Below are 16,484 nucleotides of genomic sequence, written 5' to 3' on the forward strand. Positions count from 1 at the left end.
ACGGACCGAACCGGTTGTGGGTGACCGACCTGACCGTGGTCACGACGCTGGAGGGGCCGTTGTGGCTGTCCGCGATCCGCGACGCGTTCTCCCGCGGGCGTGACTTCGCGGCTGGCCAGGGCGTACTCCAGAGAGGTGAGGACCAGGTCCGCGTCTGCGCGGGCGGAGGTTTCCCAGGCCACCACCCGGGCGGTGAGCTCATCCACCACGCCGACCACGGCTGTCAGTACACGTCCGTGAAGCTCACAACGCGCCTGGTCAGGGCCGGTATCCAGGCGTCCATGGGCTCGGTCGGCGACTCGTTCGACAATGCCCTCGCGGAGAACCTGTGGATGGTCATCAAGACCGAGTGCATCCGCGGCCGGGTCTTCGCCACCCGGGCCGAAGCGAACCTCGCGCTCTTCGAGTACATCGACGGTTTCTACAACCCCCGCCGCGTCCAGAAACGGCTCGGCTACCTCAGCCCGATCGAGTACGAAGAGAAGCACTACGCCAGCCAGGCAGCAGCCGAACAAGTGAACCTGAAACCACGTCAATCCACCCTGACCTGCTAGTCAGCCACTCCCGCGCAGCGGGGGAACCTCAAGGTACCGGCAGGCTGATGGAAGAGCCGCCGGTCTGGTGGCCGGCATCCGCCGGTCGCGGTTCCACTCGCGGGTACGTCGGGACAGGCGCCTTTCCCTTTCCGTTCCCGCCCGACGTGCGGCCCTCGAGCCACGCCGGTACATGGGCAGGCCCGCGGCCGTGGGCTCGCGCGAGGCCGAGGACCTCGCGGTAGCCGGCCAGGGCTTCCTGGGTGAGTTCGCGCTTCCAGCGGACGTGGACGAGGGCGATACACGCCACGGCGATGAGCAGCAGGGGACCGGCGGGGGCGTAGGACAGGACCGGGTTGTCCGCCAGTCCGGGGATGGCCGGCGCCACGAACGGCCAGAGCACGGCTGCCGTCAGGATGAGGGCACCCCACCAGACCAGCGGTCCGCGCTGGATGCGTTCCAGAGTGCGGCGCCGTTCCGTCAACAATTCGGTCACCGCCGCGTCGTCCGTGTAGTCGATGCCGTGGCGCGCACCCATCGCGTGAACCTTCTCCAGCAGGCGTGGGTCGCTCGCCAGAGCCGATCCGTTCAGCGGAAGCGGTTGCGTTCGAGTCTTCGTCACTCTTGTGTCCCCCTGTCCCCGTACGTCCCGTCACTGGTCCGGGCGAAGAGCATGGCACGGTCGCACGGTGCCCTCGTGAGTGGATCGTGCAGGGCTCGTGTGCGGTACGTGACGAACCGCATGTCCGCCGTGGTGGGCGGTGTGAGCCGACGGTTCGCTCACGCACAGGGAGTCCGGTGGTCCCAACTGGGTTGTTCAACAGTGAAATTGCAGATAGGTAACGGTGTGTGAGGTGAGGTGAGTGCGGTGAACTCCGCCTTGAGGGGCTTATGTGTGGCTGATACGGTGCGATGGCTTGACAGTCACCCTCAGCGTTGGCTATTCGCCCAGGTTGGGCGGGTAGGTCCGGCCCGTCGCGCATGTCCGTGCGTGAGTGGGCGTGGGTGAAGTGGTCAGGGTTTCAGGGAACTTGGCAGACATCGCCTTGGGTGTACGGGGAGCTGTGGCGTGAAGATCCAAGAACGTACGGGGGCGGGCGCCGGCCGTTCCGCGGCTCCGGCCGGGCCGGCGGTCGGTGACCGGCTTCCGACTCCTCCTCGTGAGCGCAAGCCGGCGCTGGCCGCGCTGGCGGTGCTGCTGATCCTGGTCGGTGCGCTCGGTGCCACGATGCTCGTGCTGCAGGCCGGGGAGCGGATCGAGGTCGTGAAGATCACCGAGGAGATCCCCGCCGGGCAGGCGGTCACCAATGCCAACACCACGTCGGTCATGGTCGCCGAGGACCCGGGCATCCACTACGTCGAGTGGTCGCAGCTCGACGCCCTGAAGAAGCTCAAGGCCGTCACCACGATCCCGGGCGGTGTCGTCGCCGTCGGGGAGATGTTCGGTGAGGAGGCCAAGGTCCCCGAAGGCAAGGCACTCGTCGGGCTCTCCCTCAAGGAGGGGCAGTACCCGACCGGGCTGAAGTCGGGGGACACCGTTGCCGCCTACCGTGTCGGTGGCACCTCCCGGTCCGACTCCGACGAGGCCGACGGCGGTTCCTCCGGCGCCGCTGGAGGGAGCAACGCCGTGATCGTGGAGCAGGCGCGCGTGGACTTCGCCGAGAAGACGAAGAGCGACGAGCTCATCAGCAGCACCAACAAGCCGGTGACGCTGCTCGTCGACAGCGCCGACGCTGCGGCGCTCACCCAGGCCGCCTCCAACGGCGAGGTGGCTCTCGTCCTCGTCCCTGGCAACTAGAAGGCGGCACCCGACCCATGGCCCTCATCGCCCTCGCCGCCGACAAGGGTTCCCCCGGCGTCACCACCGCGGCCGTCGCCCTCGCGGCGGTCTGGCCGCGGCGGGTGCTGCTCGCCGAGACCGACCCGGCGGGCGGTGACCTCGTGTACCGCAGTGCCGCCGCGCACGGCGGGCCGCTGAACCCCAACACCGGGATGCTGTCCATCGCCGCGACCGCACGGCGCGGACTGGTGCCCGAGCAACTCTGGGACCATGTGCAGCCGTTGAGCGGAGCGCTCGAAGTACTCGTCGGGCTCGGGATCGCCGAGCAGGCGGCCGGGCTCGCCGGGCTGTGGCCGACGCTGGGGCACGCCTTCGCCGCGCTCGCCGATTCCCCGCACGCGCCCGCCGACGTCATCGCCGACTGCGGGCGGATCAGCGGGGACACCCCGGCCGTGGAGCTCTTCCCGCACGCCTCCCTCGTCCTGCTCCTCTCGCGCACCGAGCCCGAGGCGCTCGCGCGCGTACGGGACCGGGCCGCCGCGCTCGCCGGGAAGCTGCACGGTGGGTCGCGCGGCGCGGCGGCTCTCGGCAACCCGGTGATCGGGGTCGTGCTGATCGCCGACACGGGGAACGCGGCCAAGCTCGCGTCCCAGGTCAACGACATGCTCGTGCACGCCCAGACCGGTGCCCGGGTGGTCGGCACCCTCGCCGACGACCCGGCCGGTGCCGAGCAGTTGGCCGGGCGCAGGCGCGGGCGGCTCGACAAGTCGCTGCTGATCCGTTCCGCGCGCAAGGTGACGGCCGACGTGTACCAGCAGTACGGCGCCGCATGGGCGGCTCAGGCACAGCAGGCACAGCAGGCCCAGCAGCCGCCCCAGGCGCACGGAGCCGGGCGATGACTGCTGTCGACCATCAGCTGGTCAAGCGGTTCCGTCAGGAAGCCGGCGACCGGATCGCCGAACAGCGCCGCCTCGACCAGGTGGCCGCCGTCACGCCGATGTCCACCGAGGACGAGCGGCAGTACGCCCGTGCCGTCATCGCCCAGATACTGGAGGAGTACGCCCGCGCGGAGATCAACGCGGGCCGTACGCCGCCGGACGCCGAGACCGAGGAGCAGTACGCGGCCGCCGTGCACGCCGCGCTGTTCGGGGTCGGGCGGCTCCAGCCGCTGCTGGACGACCCCGAGGTCGAGAACATCGACATCAACGGCTGTGACCAGGTGTTCGTCGGCTACTCGGACGGCCGCGAGGTGCGCGGTGACGCCGTCGCCGAGACCGACGAGGAGCTCGTCGAGCTGATCCAGGTGCTGGGCGCGTACTCCGGTCTGTCGTCCCGGCCCTTCGACTCCGCCAACCCCCAGCTCGACCTGAGGCTCCCGGACGGTTCGCGTCTTTCGGCCGTCATGGACGTGACGCGGCGGCCCGCGCTGTCCATCCGGCGTGCGCGCATGGGCAAGGTGTTCATCTCCGACCTCGTCGGCAACGGGACGCTGACCCCCGAGCTGGGCCACTTCCTCGCCTGTGCCGTCCGCGCCCGCAAGAACGTCATGATCGCGGGCGCGACCAACGCCGGTAAGACGACGCTCCTGCGCGCCCTCGCCAACGAGATCCCGCCGCAGGAGCGGCTCATCACCGTCGAGCGGGCGCTGGAGCTCGGCCTCGACACCTTCCCCGATCTCCACCCCAACGTCGTGGCGTTCGAGGAGCGGCTGCCCAACTCCGAGGGTCAGGGCACCATTTCCATGGCGGAACTGGTGCGCCGGTCGCTGCGTATGAATCCCTCCCGCGTCATCGTCGGTGAGGTGCTCGGCGACGAGATCGTGACCATGCTGAACGCGATGTCCCAGGGCAACGACGGTTCGCTGTCCACGATCCACGCCAACAGCTCCAGCGAGGTCTTCAACCGCATCTCCACCTACGCCCTGCAGGCGACGGAGCGGCTGCCCATCGAGGCCAGCCAGATGCTGATCGCGGGCGCGGTGAACTTCGTCGTGTTCATCCAGCGGCGCAACGACTACCAGAGCGGCGGCCGTCTCCAGCGCATGGTCACCTCCGTGCGCGAGGTCAACGGCGTCGACGGACGCGTGCTGTCCAGCGAGGTGTTCGCTCAGGCCCCCGACGGACGGGTCACCGCGCACGCCCCCATAGCCTGCCTGGAGGAACTGATGGCCTACGGCTACCGGCCCAGCGGAACGTGGGGGTGAGCCGGTGAGTACCTCCACCTCCACCACCAGCCCGTTGGCCGCGCTCGACTCGCTCGGCGCCATGGGGGGCCTGTTCTCCACCACCGTCCTGTACGCGCTCGCGTCCGGTGTCGCGGTCGGCGGCGGACTCGCCCTGTTCGCCGTCGCCGTACGCGGACTGCCCGCGAAGCCCGAGCACGAGAAGCAGAAGGCGAGCGAGCGGGCGAACGAGCTGGTCCGGTTCGCCGGCCGGCGCGGCTCCCTCGCCGCGCTCGTCGGTCTCGCCGTGCTGCTGCTGACCCGCTGGACGGTCGCCGGGATCGCCGCCGCCGTCCTCGTTTTCTTCTGGGACCGTCTCTTCGGCGGGGCCGCGGAGGAGAAGGCCGCGATGCGGCGCGTGGAGGCGCTGGCGTCCTGGACCGAGTCGCTGCGCGACACCATCGCCGGTGCGGTGGGTCTGGAGCAGGCCATCCCGGCGTCCGCGCGTGCCGCCGCGCCCGTGCTGCGTCCGCACCTCGACGCGCTCGTCGACCGGCTGCGCTCCCGCACCCCGCTGGCCGAGGCGCTCCAGCAGCTCGCCGACGAGATCGACGACGCCTCCGCCGACATCATCGTCGCCGCGCTCATCCTCAACGCCCGGCTGCGCGGCCCCGGCCTGCGGCAGGTGCTGGGCGCGCTGGCGAAGTCGGCGCGCGAGGAGGTGGACATGCGGCAGCGGGTGATGGCGCAGCGCTCCTCCACCCGGCGGTCGGTGCAGATCGTCGTCGCGGTGTCGGTCGCGTTCGTGCTCGGACTGTCCATCTTCAACCGGGAGTTCGTCGAGCCGTACGGTACGGCGGTCGGGCAGCTCGTACTGGCCTGTGTCTGCGGCCTGTTCGCGCTCGGCTTCTGGTGGCTGCGCAAGCTGTCCACCATCGAGACGCCCGAACGGTTCCTGGTGCGCGACGAGCCGGCGGTGCTGTTCGTGCGTCCGCGTACACCCGGTGCCGTGCCGGACCGGCAGCAGGCGCCGTTCCAGCCGGAAGAGGGGGTACGCCGGTGAGTGACGAACTGACGATGCCGGTCGTCGTCGGCGCGGTCATCGGACTGGGCATCTACGTCCTGGTCCGCGCGCTGATGCCGACCAAGCGCAGTGCGATCTCCCAGGTCGCCCGGATCGACGCCATGCGGGCGCGGGGAACGGCGTACGAGTCGGCCCGTACGGCGGCGGCGGACACCGGCCGCTTCGGCTCGCTGCGGGCCGAAGTGGGCGCACGTGTCGCAGAGTTGTACCTGCAGCAGGGGTGGGAGCAGCGCTCGTTGCGCTCGGACCTCGCCGTGCTGGGGCGCAGCTGGGAGAAGTTCCTGGCGACGAAGGTGCTGCTGGCCGTGGCGGGTCTGTTCTTCGGGCCGTTCCTCTTCGCCATCGTCTGGACGCTCGCCCTCGCCGACAGCCCGGTCGTCCCGGTGTGGATGGCCCTGCTGTGCGCGGCGCTGTTCTTCTTCCTGCCCGACCTGGAGGTACGCCGGGACGCCGCCGAGAAGCGGCGTGACCTGCGGCGGGTGATCGGGGCGTATCTGGACCTGGTGTCGATGAGCCTGGCCGGTGGCCGGGGTCTGCCGGAGGCGCTGATGGCGGCGGCCGAGGTGTCCGACGGATGGGCGGCACAACGGATCCGCAGCGCCCTCGCCGACGCCCGGATCACCGGCATCAGCCAGTGGCAGGCGCTGGGGCAGCTGGGGGAGGAGCTGGGCGTGGAGGAGCTCAAGGACCTCTCCGCCTCGCTCGCGCTGGTCGCGGACGACGGTGCCAAGGTGCGCGAGTCCCTCGCCTCCCGCGCCGAGACCATGCGGCACCGCGAACTCGCCGAGATCGAGGGCAGCGCGGGAGAGAAGTCCCAGTCGATGCTCGTCGCGCAGCTGCTGCTGTGCGCGGGGTTCCTCGTGTTCCTGATCTTCCCGGCGGCGATGAGGGTGTTCCAGGTGTGAGAACCGCGACCTCTGCGCCGTACGTCAGAACTTCCGTGAACCGAATTCGAGAGGACAACGCGTCATGAACGGACGTACCTTCCACACCGGCATCCCTGCCGTGGACTTCCTGGTCACCTTCATGCGGGCCCGCGTGGAGCGGGCGCGCTCCGGCGAACTGGACCGCGGTGCCTCCGCGGTGGAGTGGGTCATCATCTCGGCGGTCGTCGTGGCGATCGTGGGTGTGGTGGCCGCGATCATCAACGCCGCGCTGAGCGACGGCGCCAACAAGGTCGGCGACTGCATCAAGGGCGCCAACGCGAGCGGTACCTGCTGACGGCCGCTACGTCTTCTACGGGGATGCCGGTGCGCGTACGACGCTGGGTACGCCGACGGGTGGAGGCTGCCTCCGCCCGCGGTGAGTCCGGCATGACCGCGATCGAGTTCGTGTTCCTCACGCCCGTCCTGTTCTTCATGATCTTCGCGACGGTGCAGTTCGCGCTGTACTTCTTCGCCGATCACGTCGCCCAGGCGGCGGCCCAGGCGGGTGCGCGCAAGGCGCGTGCGACGGCGGATGCCCAGCCGGGCGGCTGGCGGGGCGAGGCGCGGGGCGTGGTGGACAGCTACATCCAGCAGCTCGGCCCGCAGTTGGTGCTGGGGCCCGACGTGAAGATGCTCCAGCCCGAGCAGGACACGGTGGGTGTGGAGATCACGGCACGCATCCCGACGGTGTTCCCGGGCCTGGACCTGACGGTGCACGCGCAGTCGATGGGGCCGGTGGAGCGGTTCGTGCAGGAGGGGGAGAACTAGATGGGGTTCCCCCTGGGGGACGGACGGCCGGGGGCGGGTGACCGGGGTCTGTCCACCATCGAGGTGGTCATCCTTGCACCGGTGATGATCATGTTCATTCTCGTCCTGGTGGGCTTCGGGCAACTGGTCGACGGGCGCGGCGCGCTGGACGGCGCGGCGCGTGACGCGGCCCGCGCGGGCTCGATCCAGAAGGACCACGGCACGGCGATGGCCGAGGCGCGGGCGGCGGCGGAGGCGAACCTCACGGACATCTGCTCCGGTCCGGTGTCGGTCGTACAGACCAGCCAGGGCTTCGAGCCGGACACCATCTTCACGGTCCAGGTGAGCTGCGAGGTGCGGGGTCTCGCCATGCTGGGACTGGACATCCCGACGACCCTGACCGCGAGCTTCAGCTCGCCGCTGGACCCGTACCGGAGGACGGCGTGAGAGCGGCACGTATGCGGGTATGGGTCTCGGACCGCCGTACGCGGCTGGACGACCGCGGCTCGGGTGCCGGCGCGGTCATCATCTTCGCGCTCGTCTTCCTGTCCCTGGCGGCCTTCGTCATCGACGGCGGCCTGTCCATCTCCAAGCGGGAGCGCGCGGCCGACATCGCGGAGCAGGCGGCCCGTTACGCCGCCCAGGACATCGACCGCGAAGCCCTCTACGACAACGAGGGCGGCCCCGCGCCGATCAACTACGAGAACTGCGACGCCCGGGTGAAGGCCTTCGCCCGCGAAATGGACATGTCCGGCCCGGACATCGCGGCGACGCACTGTGTGGCGGCGACCGCGGCCGGGGTGCAGGTCGAGGTGCAGCTCACCTACGCTCCGGTCTTCACGGGCATGTTCTACGGCGGTGACGTGGTGGTGCACGGGCAGGCGGTGGCGGAGAACGAGGTGGGCTGACGCCCCCGAAGGTGTCACGGCCGCCCCGACCGGAGAAAATCCTTCGGACCTGCACACCGTTCACCGGAGGGCCGCCTATCTCCGACGCGGACCTGGACAACGTCGCCGGTGGACACTCCGTCTCCTTCGGCATCGACGCCGGTGCGGCCGTCGTCGCGGACCACGGTTCCTTCAGCGTGAGTGTGTATGTCGAGGCGGACCCCTTCAGCGTCTCAGCCGGTCTCGGCGGCTCGGTGGCCCACGCGGGTGCCGTGCGCACCGGGATGCTCTGAGCGTCGTTCCCGACGTGAGCCGGGTCCCGGTCTGTTCGCAGATCGGGACCCGGCTCATGTGTCTCCGAGCCCGTCCCCACCACCTGATTTGAGGGCTTGGACGAACGTGTTGAAAGCGGGGGCCAGGAAGGAGAGGGGGCCGCGGGTGGGGTGTTTGGAGTCGCGTATGGCGACTCGGGTGCGCAGCGGTGCGATCTCCACGCAGGTATTGCCGTCACCGCCACCGGAGTAGGACGACCTTTGCCAAGTCTCGGGTGTGGCCACGGTTGCCTTACAGCTCCTTCGCCGTCCGATGTACGGAACGCCTTCACGTCACTGATCGACCGGTGACCCGGCTTCAGGCTGGAGGGCTTGGACGAACGCGGTGAAGGCGGCGGTAGGGAAGGAGAGGGGGCCGTGGGTAGGGTGTTTTGAGTCGCGTATGGCGGTGTGGGTGGGGAAGCGTGCTATTTCTACGCAGTTGTTGCCGTCGCCGCTTCCGGAGTGCGACGCCCTCTGCCAGCGGTTGGGTGCGGTCATGGTGCCTTACAGCTCCTTCGCCAGACGGTGGATGAAGTCGCGTGAGCGCGCAGGGTCGAGACTCGCGGACTCCACCATATGGAACAGCGTTTGCAGTGCGTTGAGGTGAGCTTCGGAATCGATGAAGGCGGCCCCCTGTGGTGCGTCCCGTACGGCTGTGTCCAACCTGGGTACGACACCGCCCACGTACATCATGGCGTTGGTGGCTCCCGCGAAGCCGTCCAGGTCGAAGGGGATGACGCGCACGGTGATGTGGCGTGCCTCCGAGAGCTCCAGGACATGGAGGAGTTGAGCGCGCGCAGCGGTCCGGTCACCTACGCGGATGCGCAGTGCTGCCTCATGGATGATGGCGGTGTACGGGACGCAGTGAGGTTCCTCGATGATCCGTCTGCGTTCCAAGCGGTGACTGACACGCAGTTCGCGGTCGTCGCGGGGCAGCTTGGGGACCCGGTAGGAGAAGACTGCGCGGGCGTAGTCCTCTGTCTGGAAGAGGCCGGGTACGTGCAGGAACTCGATGTCCTGTCGGCGGGTGCAGTGGTGCTCCAACTCGGCGAGGTCCAGGAACGAAGCGGGCAGCAGGCCCTTGTACCGCTCCCACCACCCGCGTGTCCGGTCGGTGGCCATGGCAACCAGTGCCTCGACCAACTCTTCATCCGTGCAGGAGTAGTGAGCGGCAAGTTGGCGTACGCGTGTCTCGCTGACGCCAGCCAGGCCGGCCTCGATCTGGCTCACCTGTGCGGAGTCGGTACCGAGCAGCGAGGCGGCTTCGCGCCCCTTGAGCCCTGCGGCCTCCCGTAGTTTCCGCAGTTCAGCGCCCAGTCGCTCTTGGCGTGCGGTGGCCTGCTGCCTGCGCGGCATGGCGTGCTCCTCGCCTTCAACTGCCGATCGGCAGTGACACGTTCGGGGTGAAGAGTATGGCAATGGCTTGCGTGGGCCCAAATTTTGGCCCTACCGTCAGTGATGCGACGCATACTCTGCGGCACCCGGGGTCCCGGAAGCGCACCGCTCCGTCATGCCGTGACGGACGCGGCGGAGCCACCGCCCGTTCGCTGCCACCAACCAGCCTTGTTCTCACCCTGACGGGAGTCCACGCATGCCCGAAACCGGCGTCGAAGAGGCCGCCGCCTCCTGGGAGTACACCCTCTCCATCCCGAACGACCCACGAGCCGTGACCGTCTGCCGCCGCACCCTCCGGCTGATCCTGACGATGCACGGCCTGATCGGCCTCGTCGACACCGCCGAACTGCTGGCCACCGAGCTGGTCGCCAATGCCGTACGGCACACGAAGGGCCCGGCGGCGCTGCGTGTGGGCTGGTCGGACGGCGTGCTGCGCATCGGCGCCTGGGACACGGACCCGGAACCGCCCGAGCCGCCGGGGCGCTGGGAGCAGCTTGCTGAGGCGGAGGAGGGGCGGGGGCTGGCCCTGGTGCGGGCCTGCGCGGACCTGTGGGGCTGGCAGCCCCACGCGAGGGACGGCAGTCGTGGCAAGTACGTGTGGTGTGACCTCGTTGCGGCCTGACTCGTTGATCAAGCCGACCAGGAAGGAGAGCTGATGGTCAGCTCGTCGCACGAGGCGCTGCACAGGGTCTTCCAGAAGGACCCCGCGCTGCTGACGCGGGCGTTGCAGCGTGTATTGAACATTCATTTCCCCGAGCCGCGGGACTTCGCGGTGCTGAACGCGGACCTGACCGAGATCGAGCCGGTCGAGCGGCGCGTGGACACGCTGATGCGCGTGGAGACGGACGAGGGGGCGTACCTCCTGGTCGTCGAGGCGCAGGGAAAAGTGGACGACGCCAAGCGGGGAAGCTGGGCGTACTACCTGGCGTACCTGTATGCGAAGTACCACTGTGAGCCGGTCCTCATCGTGATCACTCAGAGCAGGGCCACGGCACGGTGGGCGGCTCGGCCGATCAGGCTCGGACTGCCCGGCTGGCACTCGCTGACCGTTCGGCCACTGGTTCTGGGCCCGGAGAACGTGCCGGTGATCACGGATGAGCGGGAGGCGGAGCGGGATGTACCGCTTGCCGTGCTCTCGGCCATGACACATGGCCGGGGGAAGCGAGCTGCCGCCATACTGGAACCGCTGGCTACTGCCTTGCGGACCATGGACGCCGAGAGTGCGGCGGTTTTCGTCGCGTTCGTCGACTCATGCCTGATCGACAACCAGGCCAAGGAAATCTGGAGGGACCTGATGGCGGCGATCCACTACTTCTTCCGGCACCCGGTGGCGGAGCAGGTGCGAGAGGAAGGCCGGGAAGAAGGACGGGAAGAAGGCCGGGTCGAGGATCGTGCCGCGATGACGCTGCGCATCCTGGAGTGGCGGGGAATCGCCGTGCCTGACGTCGTACGGGAGCGGGTCCAGGCCTGTACCGACCTCGATCAGCTCGAACTCTGGGCGCAGCGGGCTGTTCACGCCACCCGGGCCGAAGACCTGTTCAGCGGTTGAGCGACCGGTCCTGCGGTGCCGTCGGGGGAGTTGCGGCGAGAGGAGGCCTTCGACTGGGGCCGTTCGAGTCAATAGGATCTCCGTAGGCTCAACAGACCTCCTCCCACTCGACCCAGGACACCCGCCATGCCGCGACGCCGCAGTCCCAGCTCGTCCAGCCCGACGGCTCCGAGGAACCGGACACCGCAGCCGGTGCGGGTGCGGCGGCGGTCGTTCGGGGACTTCGTCAAGGCGTTCCTCGCCTTCGTGGCGTTGCTCGTGCTGCTCGTCGGGGTGCCGTTCGCGTTGGCCGTCACCGCCGGCTGGCCGTTCCCGGAGACGTTCGAGCCGATGGAGTGGCTCAAGCAGGACATCTCCGTCGGGACCTTCCTCTCCATCCTGACCTTCGTCGTCTGGCTCGCCTGGGCGCAGTTCACCGCGTGCGTGCTCGTCGAGATGAAGGCCGCGCTGTCGGGGGTCGGGGTGCCGGGGCGGGTGCCCGGCGCCGGGCCGAGCCAGTTGCTCGCCCGGCAGCTCGTCGCCGCGCTGCTGCTCGTCGGCGCCACCGCCGCCAGTTTCACACCGGGGCTGGGGCAGCTGGGGCAGAGCATCGAAGGCAACCAGCGGCCCACTGTGGCCGCCGCCCAGCAGACCCCCGGCCTCTTCGCCCAGCAGCAGGAGCAGGCGGCCGGTACCGCCGCCGCCCTCGCCGAGCAGGCGTCGCACGCCGAAGCGGCTGCGGGCAGCAGCGCCACACAGCGGGGCGACACGAAGTTCTACCGGATCCAGCCGCCCGAGGGCCGGCACCACGACTCCCTGTGGGAGATCGCCGAGCGGCACCTCGGCGACGGGCGCCGCTACAAGGAGATCTTCGACCTCAACAAGGACCGCGCCCAGCCCGACGGTTCCCGGCTGTCCGAGGCCAGTCTGATCCGGCCCGGCTGGATCATGGAGATGCCCGGCGACGCGCGCGGCGGCGACCTCGTCGAGATGCCGGACGAAGCGCCCGAGGTCTCGCCCGAGGTGCGGCAGCAGATCCGCGACTACGACAGGACCGGGGACCACGCGCGGGGCGGCGGAGGCGGCAGTGGTGCCGACCAGGTCTCGGTGCCCGAGCAGCGGCCGGCCCCCGCGCCCGCACCCGCGAACGACCACAGCGGCCATCAGCAGGAACGGCAGCACGCCACCCCCGCCGCCCAGGACTCCTCCGCCTTCGGCCTCCCCGAAGCCCTGCTCGCCGCGCCCCTGCTCGCCGCCGGCCTGCTCGGCGCGCTCGGGCACCGGCGCCGGCAGGCACTGTGGCAGTCCGCGTTCGCCGGAGTCGGCCGGCGGCGCGGGATGGAGCCGCCGACACCGGCCGGGGACGCCCTGGACGCGCAGGACGCGCTGCTCGTCGGCGCCGACCCCGAGGGCGTACGGCTGCTCGACCGGTCGCTGCGCGGGCTCGCCGCGTCGCTGGCCGCCGAGTCCCGCCCGCTGCCCATCGTCTACGCGGCCTGGCTGGGCGGTGACGACCTGCACCTCCAGCTCGCCCAGCCGTCCGGGAAGCCGCCGGCCCCGTGGCGGCACGGCGAGGACGAGACGCTCTGGACGCTGGCCAAGGAGGACGCCGCACGGTACGAGGACGACGGCACCGCGGCTCCGTACCCGGGCCTCGTCAGCCTCGGCACCCTGGACGGCTCCCGGCTGTTGCTCAACCTGGAGTCCGTCCCCGGCCTCGTCACCCTGAGCGGCAGCGAGGCCGACCGGGCCGCCGTGTTCGCCTCCGTCGCCGCCGAACTGGCGACCAACGGCTGGTCGGACCGGATGACCATCACCCTCGTCGGGTTCGGCGAGGACCTGACCCCGCTCGCGCCCAACCGCCTGCGCCACCTCGACGGTATCGAGGCGCTGATCGAGACCATGGAGGCCGAGACGCGGCAGCGGCGGGGCGCCCTGGGCGCGGCCGGCCACGACTCCGTGCTGACCGGCCGCACCGGGCCCGCCCAGCACACCCGTTGGGCCCCGCACCTCGTGCTGCTCGCCGCCGAGCCGTCCGCCGAGGAGGCCGTCACCCTCGCCGAACTCGCCGCCGACGCCGGACGCCTCGGCATCGGCTACCTCGTCGGCACCGAAGGACGCGAACTGCCGGGGGCCGCCTGGGAGATGGAGATCACCGGCGACGGCAGGCTGCTCGCCCCCCTGCTCGGCCTGGAACTCGACGCCCAGCTCCTGCCCGCCGCCCAACTGCACGCGGTCGTGGAGCTGTTCGTCGAAGCGGACCCCGAGCGCGGTCCCGACGGACCCGGCGACACACCGCCGTTCCTCGTCGACATCAGCGAGCAGGGACGCCCGGCCGTGTACGCGCGCCTGGTCGGACCGTACGAGATCATCGGTCTGGAGGCGCCGGACGACGAGCGCAGCGCGCTGCTCCACGAGGCGCTCGCGCTGCTGCTCCTGCACCGCGAGGGCGTGCACCCGCGCGTGCTGGCCTCCGCGCTGTGGCCGCGCGGGGTCCCCGACGACGTGCGTGAGGCGCTCGTCGAGCGGCTGCGCGACTGGCTCGGCACCGACCCCGACGGAACCCCCCGCCTCGGCACCGACGCCACCGGGCGGCTCGTCCTCGCCCCGTCGGTCGTCTCCGACCTGGACGTGCTGCGGTCCCTTTACCACGAGGCGACCCAGGGCAAGGGCGTCGACAGCCGGGCCGTGCGCGGCCGGCTGCTCACCGACGCGCTGGTGCTGGTCCGCGGGCCGCTGCTCGCCGGCCGGCCCGAGGGCCGCTACCGCTGGCTCACCCACGAGATCGTCGACGCCCAGCTCCCGCTGCTTGTCGCGGACACCGGGCTCGCGCTCGCCGATTTCCACCTGGTGAAGGACCGCGCGGAGAAGGCCATCGAGGCGCTGAACGCCGCGCTGCGCACCGCCCCGGCCGACGAACGGCTGTGGAACGAACTGCTGCGCGCCACCCATGCCCTCGGCGAGCCCGAGCGGCTCACCACCCTCGCCGCCGACCTCATCGGCCGCAGCGGCGCCCGCGGGCTGCCGCCCCGTACCGAGGCGCTGCTCGACGAACTGCTGCCGGGCTGGCGCGACACGGTCGCGGCGGCGGGATGAGCGGCCCGGCGGGATGAACGACGGCCTGTATGTCTCGCTGATCGCCGTCGCCGCGTTGTGGGGCGCGGCGGCCGGCGCGGTGCTGCCGCGTGCCGCCTACCGGTTCTCCGCCCCGTCCGGGGAGGCCTGGCGCACCGCGTGCCCGGCGGGCCATCCGGTGCGCGGCTGGCTCGGACCGGCGCGGTGCGGCCCGTGCGCGGGACCGCCGTACGGGCCGGGCGCCGCTTCCGTCGTCGTCACCGCCCTGGTCTGCGCCGCCCTCGCCGCCGCCACCGGGACCCGGCCCGAACTGGGCGTCTGGCTGCTGCTCGGGCCCGTCGGCGTGCTCCTGGCGGTCGTGGACTTCCGGGTCCAGCGGCTGCCCGACCCGCTCACTCTCCCGTTCGCGGCGGCCGCCCTGGTCCTCCTGGGCCTCACCGCCCTCGTTCCCGAGCACGCGGGGGAGTGGACGACGGCCCTGCTGGGCGCGCTCGCGCTCGGCGCCGGCTACTTCGTGCTGTTCCTCGTCAACCCGGGCGGTATGGGCTTCGGCGACGTGAAGCTGGCGCTCGGCGCCGGCGCCGTCCTCGGCTGGTACGGCTGGCCGACGGTGATGCTCGGCACCCTCGCCGGATTCGTGCTCGGGGCGCTGTACGGGGGTGCGCTGGTCCTCGCCCGGAAGGCGGGACGCAAGACGGCGATCCCGTTCGGGCCGTTCCTGATCAGCGGCGCGTTCACGGGGTTGCTGATCGGCGCGTACGCGGCCTGACGTCAGCCGCGGGAAGCCGCTGACGTACGCTGGACCGGTCTGTCCACAACCCTTACGAACCTTGCGAAAGGGACGCCGGTGACCGAGAAGGCCGACCTTCAGACCGTCCTCGACCGTGCCGCCGCCGGTGGGCGGATCACCCCCGAAGAGGCCCTCGACCTCTACCGCGACGCCCCGCTGCACGCGCTGGGCGCCGCCGCCGACGCGGTCCGCAGGCGCCGGTACGCCGGTACGGAGCACATCGCGACGTACATCATCGAGCGGAACATCAACTACACCAACGTGTGCGTCACGGCGTGCAAGTTCTGCGCCTTCTACGCGGCGCCGAAGGACACGGCGAAGGGCTGGACCCGCGACCTCGACGACATCCTGCGGCGCTGCGCGGAGACCGTCGAACTCGGCGGCACGCAGATCATGTTCCAGGGCGGTCACCACCCGGACTACGGCGTCGAGTACTACGAGCGGCACTTCGCCGCCATCAAGAAGGAGTTCCCGCAGCTCGTCATCCACAGCCTGGGGGCGAGCGAGGTCGAGCACATGGCCCGGATCTCGGGGGTGCCGGTCGACGAGGCCATCACCCGGATCCACGAGGCCGGGCTCGACTCCTTCGCCGGCGCCGGCGCCGAACTGCTGCCGGAGCGCCCGCGCAAGGCCATCGCCCCGCTCAAGGAGTCCGGCGAGCGCTGGCTGGAGATCATGGAGATCGCGCACCGCCTCGGTGTCGAGTCCACCTCCACCATGCTGATGGGCACCGGCGAGACCAACGCCGAGCGGATCGAGCACCTGCGGATGATCCGGGACGTGCAGGACCGTACGGGCGGCTTCCGCGCGTTCATCCCGTACACCTACCAGCCCGAGAACAACCACCTGAAGGGCCGTACCCAGGCCACGCTCTTCGAGTATCTGCGGATGATCGCCATCGCCCGCCTCTTCTTCGACAACGTGGCCCACATCCAGGGTTCCTGGCTGACCACCGGCAAGGAGGTCGGCCAGCTCTCGCTGCACTACGGCGCGGACGACCTCGGCTCGATCATGCTGGAGGAGAACGTGGTCTCCTCCGCCGGTGCCCGGCACCGCTCCAACCGGATGGAGATCATCGACCTGATCCGCAAGGCGGGCCGGGTGCCGGCCCAGCGGTCGACGACGTACGAGCACCTCGTGGTGCACGACGACCCGGCGAACGACCCGGTCGACGACCGCGTGGTCTCCCACATCTCCTCCACGGCCATCGAGGGCGGCACGGCTCACCCGGAGCTGACCCTCCTCGCCCCCAACTGACCCTGCC

At 70.6% G+C, this 16,484-nt stretch carries 20 protein-coding genes; 16 read left to right on the forward strand and 4 right to left on the reverse strand.

Features of this window, described 5'->3' with window-relative positions:
- Positions 1 to 554, forward strand: a 554-nt coding sequence (locus tag ACIF9R_RS05975; protein ID WP_399974960.1) for a transposase, incomplete at its 5' end; no start/stop codon positions are given.
- Positions 555 to 582: 28 nt separating this feature from the next.
- Here ACIF9R_RS05975 and ACIF9R_RS05980 read toward each other — a convergent pair.
- The gene (locus ACIF9R_RS05980) at positions 583 to 1,155 is read right to left on the reverse strand and encodes a hypothetical protein (RefSeq protein ID WP_399974963.1); all 573 of its coding nucleotides are present in this window, start codon (positions 1,153 to 1,155) and stop codon (positions 583 to 585) included.
- A 447-nt stretch (positions 1,156 to 1,602) separates the two neighbouring features.
- Between ACIF9R_RS05980 and ACIF9R_RS05985 the strand changes: the two genes are divergently transcribed.
- From ACIF9R_RS05985 to ACIF9R_RS06030, 10 genes are all read left to right on the forward strand, one after another.
- Positions 1,603 to 2,331 (forward strand): hypothetical protein, encoded by a 729-nt coding sequence (locus ACIF9R_RS05985; protein WP_399974965.1) that lies wholly within the window; start codon positions 1,603 to 1,605, stop codon positions 2,329 to 2,331.
- 17 nt (positions 2,332 to 2,348) lie between these two features.
- Positions 2,349 to 3,212 carry a hypothetical protein gene (locus ACIF9R_RS05990; RefSeq protein ID WP_399974967.1) on the forward strand — a complete coding sequence of 288 codons (864 nt, stop codon included), beginning with the start codon at positions 2,349 to 2,351 and terminating at the stop codon, positions 3,210 to 3,212.
- Complete coding sequence (locus ACIF9R_RS05995; RefSeq protein WP_399974969.1) at positions 3,209 to 4,516, forward strand: CpaF family protein; 1,308 nt, start codon at positions 3,209 to 3,211, stop codon at positions 4,514 to 4,516. The genes ACIF9R_RS05990 and ACIF9R_RS05995 overlap by 4 nt, the downstream gene beginning before the upstream one ends.
- 61 nt (positions 4,517 to 4,577) lie before the next feature.
- Positions 4,578 to 5,537, forward strand: a complete 960-nt coding sequence (locus ACIF9R_RS06000) for a type II secretion system F family protein (RefSeq protein WP_399975716.1) — start codon at positions 4,578 to 4,580, stop codon at positions 5,535 to 5,537.
- Between the two features lie 14 nt (positions 5,538 to 5,551).
- Entirely contained in the window at positions 5,552 to 6,463 is a 912-nt protein-coding gene (locus tag ACIF9R_RS06005; protein WP_399975718.1) for a type II secretion system F family protein, read from the forward strand.
- A gap of 64 nt (positions 6,464 to 6,527) precedes the next feature.
- On the forward strand, positions 6,528 to 6,779 hold the full coding sequence (locus ACIF9R_RS06010; RefSeq protein WP_360390482.1) for a hypothetical protein: 252 nt from the start codon (positions 6,528 to 6,530) through the stop codon (positions 6,777 to 6,779).
- Positions 6,780 to 6,802: 23 nt separating this feature from the next.
- Positions 6,803 to 7,252 carry a TadE/TadG family type IV pilus assembly protein gene (locus ACIF9R_RS06015; RefSeq protein WP_399974973.1) on the forward strand — a complete coding sequence of 150 codons (450 nt, stop codon included), beginning with the start codon at positions 6,803 to 6,805 and terminating at the stop codon, positions 7,250 to 7,252.
- Positions 7,253 to 7,678 carry a TadE/TadG family type IV pilus assembly protein gene (locus tag ACIF9R_RS06020; protein WP_399974976.1) on the forward strand — a complete coding sequence of 142 codons (426 nt, stop codon included), beginning with the start codon at positions 7,253 to 7,255 and terminating at the stop codon, positions 7,676 to 7,678.
- An 11-nt stretch (positions 7,679 to 7,689) separates the two neighbouring features.
- On the forward strand, positions 7,690 to 8,139 hold the full coding sequence (locus ACIF9R_RS06025) for a TadE/TadG family type IV pilus assembly protein (RefSeq protein WP_399975721.1): 450 nt from the start codon (positions 7,690 to 7,692) through the stop codon (positions 8,137 to 8,139).
- 11 nt (positions 8,140 to 8,150) lie between these two features.
- The gene (locus ACIF9R_RS06030) at positions 8,151 to 8,411 is read left to right on the forward strand and encodes a hypothetical protein (RefSeq protein ID WP_399974978.1); all 261 of its coding nucleotides are present in this window, start codon (positions 8,151 to 8,153) and stop codon (positions 8,409 to 8,411) included.
- Between the two features lie 54 nt (positions 8,412 to 8,465).
- Here ACIF9R_RS06030 and ACIF9R_RS06035 read toward each other — a convergent pair whose 3' ends face one another.
- Genes ACIF9R_RS06035 through ACIF9R_RS06045 form a run of 3 tightly spaced genes read right to left on the reverse strand, consistent with a single transcriptional unit; the run spans position 8,466 to position 9,788 of the window.
- Positions 8,466 to 8,675: a DUF397 domain-containing protein gene (locus ACIF9R_RS06035; protein WP_399974980.1), complete on the reverse strand. Its 210-nt coding sequence runs from the start codon at positions 8,673 to 8,675 to the stop codon at positions 8,466 to 8,468.
- A 48-nt stretch (positions 8,676 to 8,723) separates the two neighbouring features.
- On the reverse strand, positions 8,724 to 8,930 hold the full coding sequence (locus ACIF9R_RS06040; RefSeq protein WP_399974982.1) for a DUF397 domain-containing protein: 207 nt from the start codon (positions 8,928 to 8,930) through the stop codon (positions 8,724 to 8,726).
- 6 nt (positions 8,931 to 8,936) lie between these two features.
- Positions 8,937 to 9,788: a helix-turn-helix domain-containing protein gene (locus tag ACIF9R_RS06045; RefSeq protein WP_399974985.1), complete on the reverse strand. Its 852-nt coding sequence runs from the start codon at positions 9,786 to 9,788 to the stop codon at positions 8,937 to 8,939.
- A 235-nt stretch (positions 9,789 to 10,023) separates the two neighbouring features.
- Here ACIF9R_RS06045 and ACIF9R_RS06050 point away from each other — a divergent pair, with 235 nt between their 5' ends.
- From ACIF9R_RS06050 to mqnC, 5 genes are all read left to right on the forward strand, one after another.
- Entirely contained in the window at positions 10,024 to 10,449 is a 426-nt protein-coding gene (locus ACIF9R_RS06050) for an ATP-binding protein (RefSeq protein WP_399974988.1), read from the forward strand.
- Positions 10,450 to 10,482: 33 nt separating this feature from the next.
- Positions 10,483 to 11,376 carry a hypothetical protein gene (locus ACIF9R_RS06055; protein WP_399974990.1) on the forward strand — a complete coding sequence of 298 codons (894 nt, stop codon included), beginning with the start codon at positions 10,483 to 10,485 and terminating at the stop codon, positions 11,374 to 11,376.
- Between the two features lie 126 nt (positions 11,377 to 11,502).
- Positions 11,503 to 14,451: a BTAD domain-containing putative transcriptional regulator gene (locus ACIF9R_RS06060; protein WP_399974992.1), complete on the forward strand. Its 2,949-nt coding sequence runs from the start codon at positions 11,503 to 11,505 to the stop codon at positions 14,449 to 14,451.
- A gap of 13 nt (positions 14,452 to 14,464) precedes the next feature.
- Positions 14,465 to 15,199 carry a prepilin peptidase gene (locus ACIF9R_RS06065; protein WP_399974994.1) on the forward strand — a complete coding sequence of 245 codons (735 nt, stop codon included), beginning with the start codon at positions 14,465 to 14,467 and terminating at the stop codon, positions 15,197 to 15,199.
- A gap of 78 nt (positions 15,200 to 15,277) precedes the next feature.
- On the forward strand, positions 15,278 to 16,477 hold the full coding sequence (gene mqnC / locus ACIF9R_RS06070) for a cyclic dehypoxanthinyl futalosine synthase (protein ID WP_399974997.1): 1,200 nt from the start codon (positions 15,278 to 15,280) through the stop codon (positions 16,475 to 16,477).
- Positions 16,478 to 16,484: the final 7 nt, after the last annotated feature.

This window comes from Streptomyces sp. NPDC086080 (assembly GCF_044540255.1).
GTDB lineage: Bacteria > Actinomycetota > Actinomycetes > Streptomycetales > Streptomycetaceae > Streptomyces.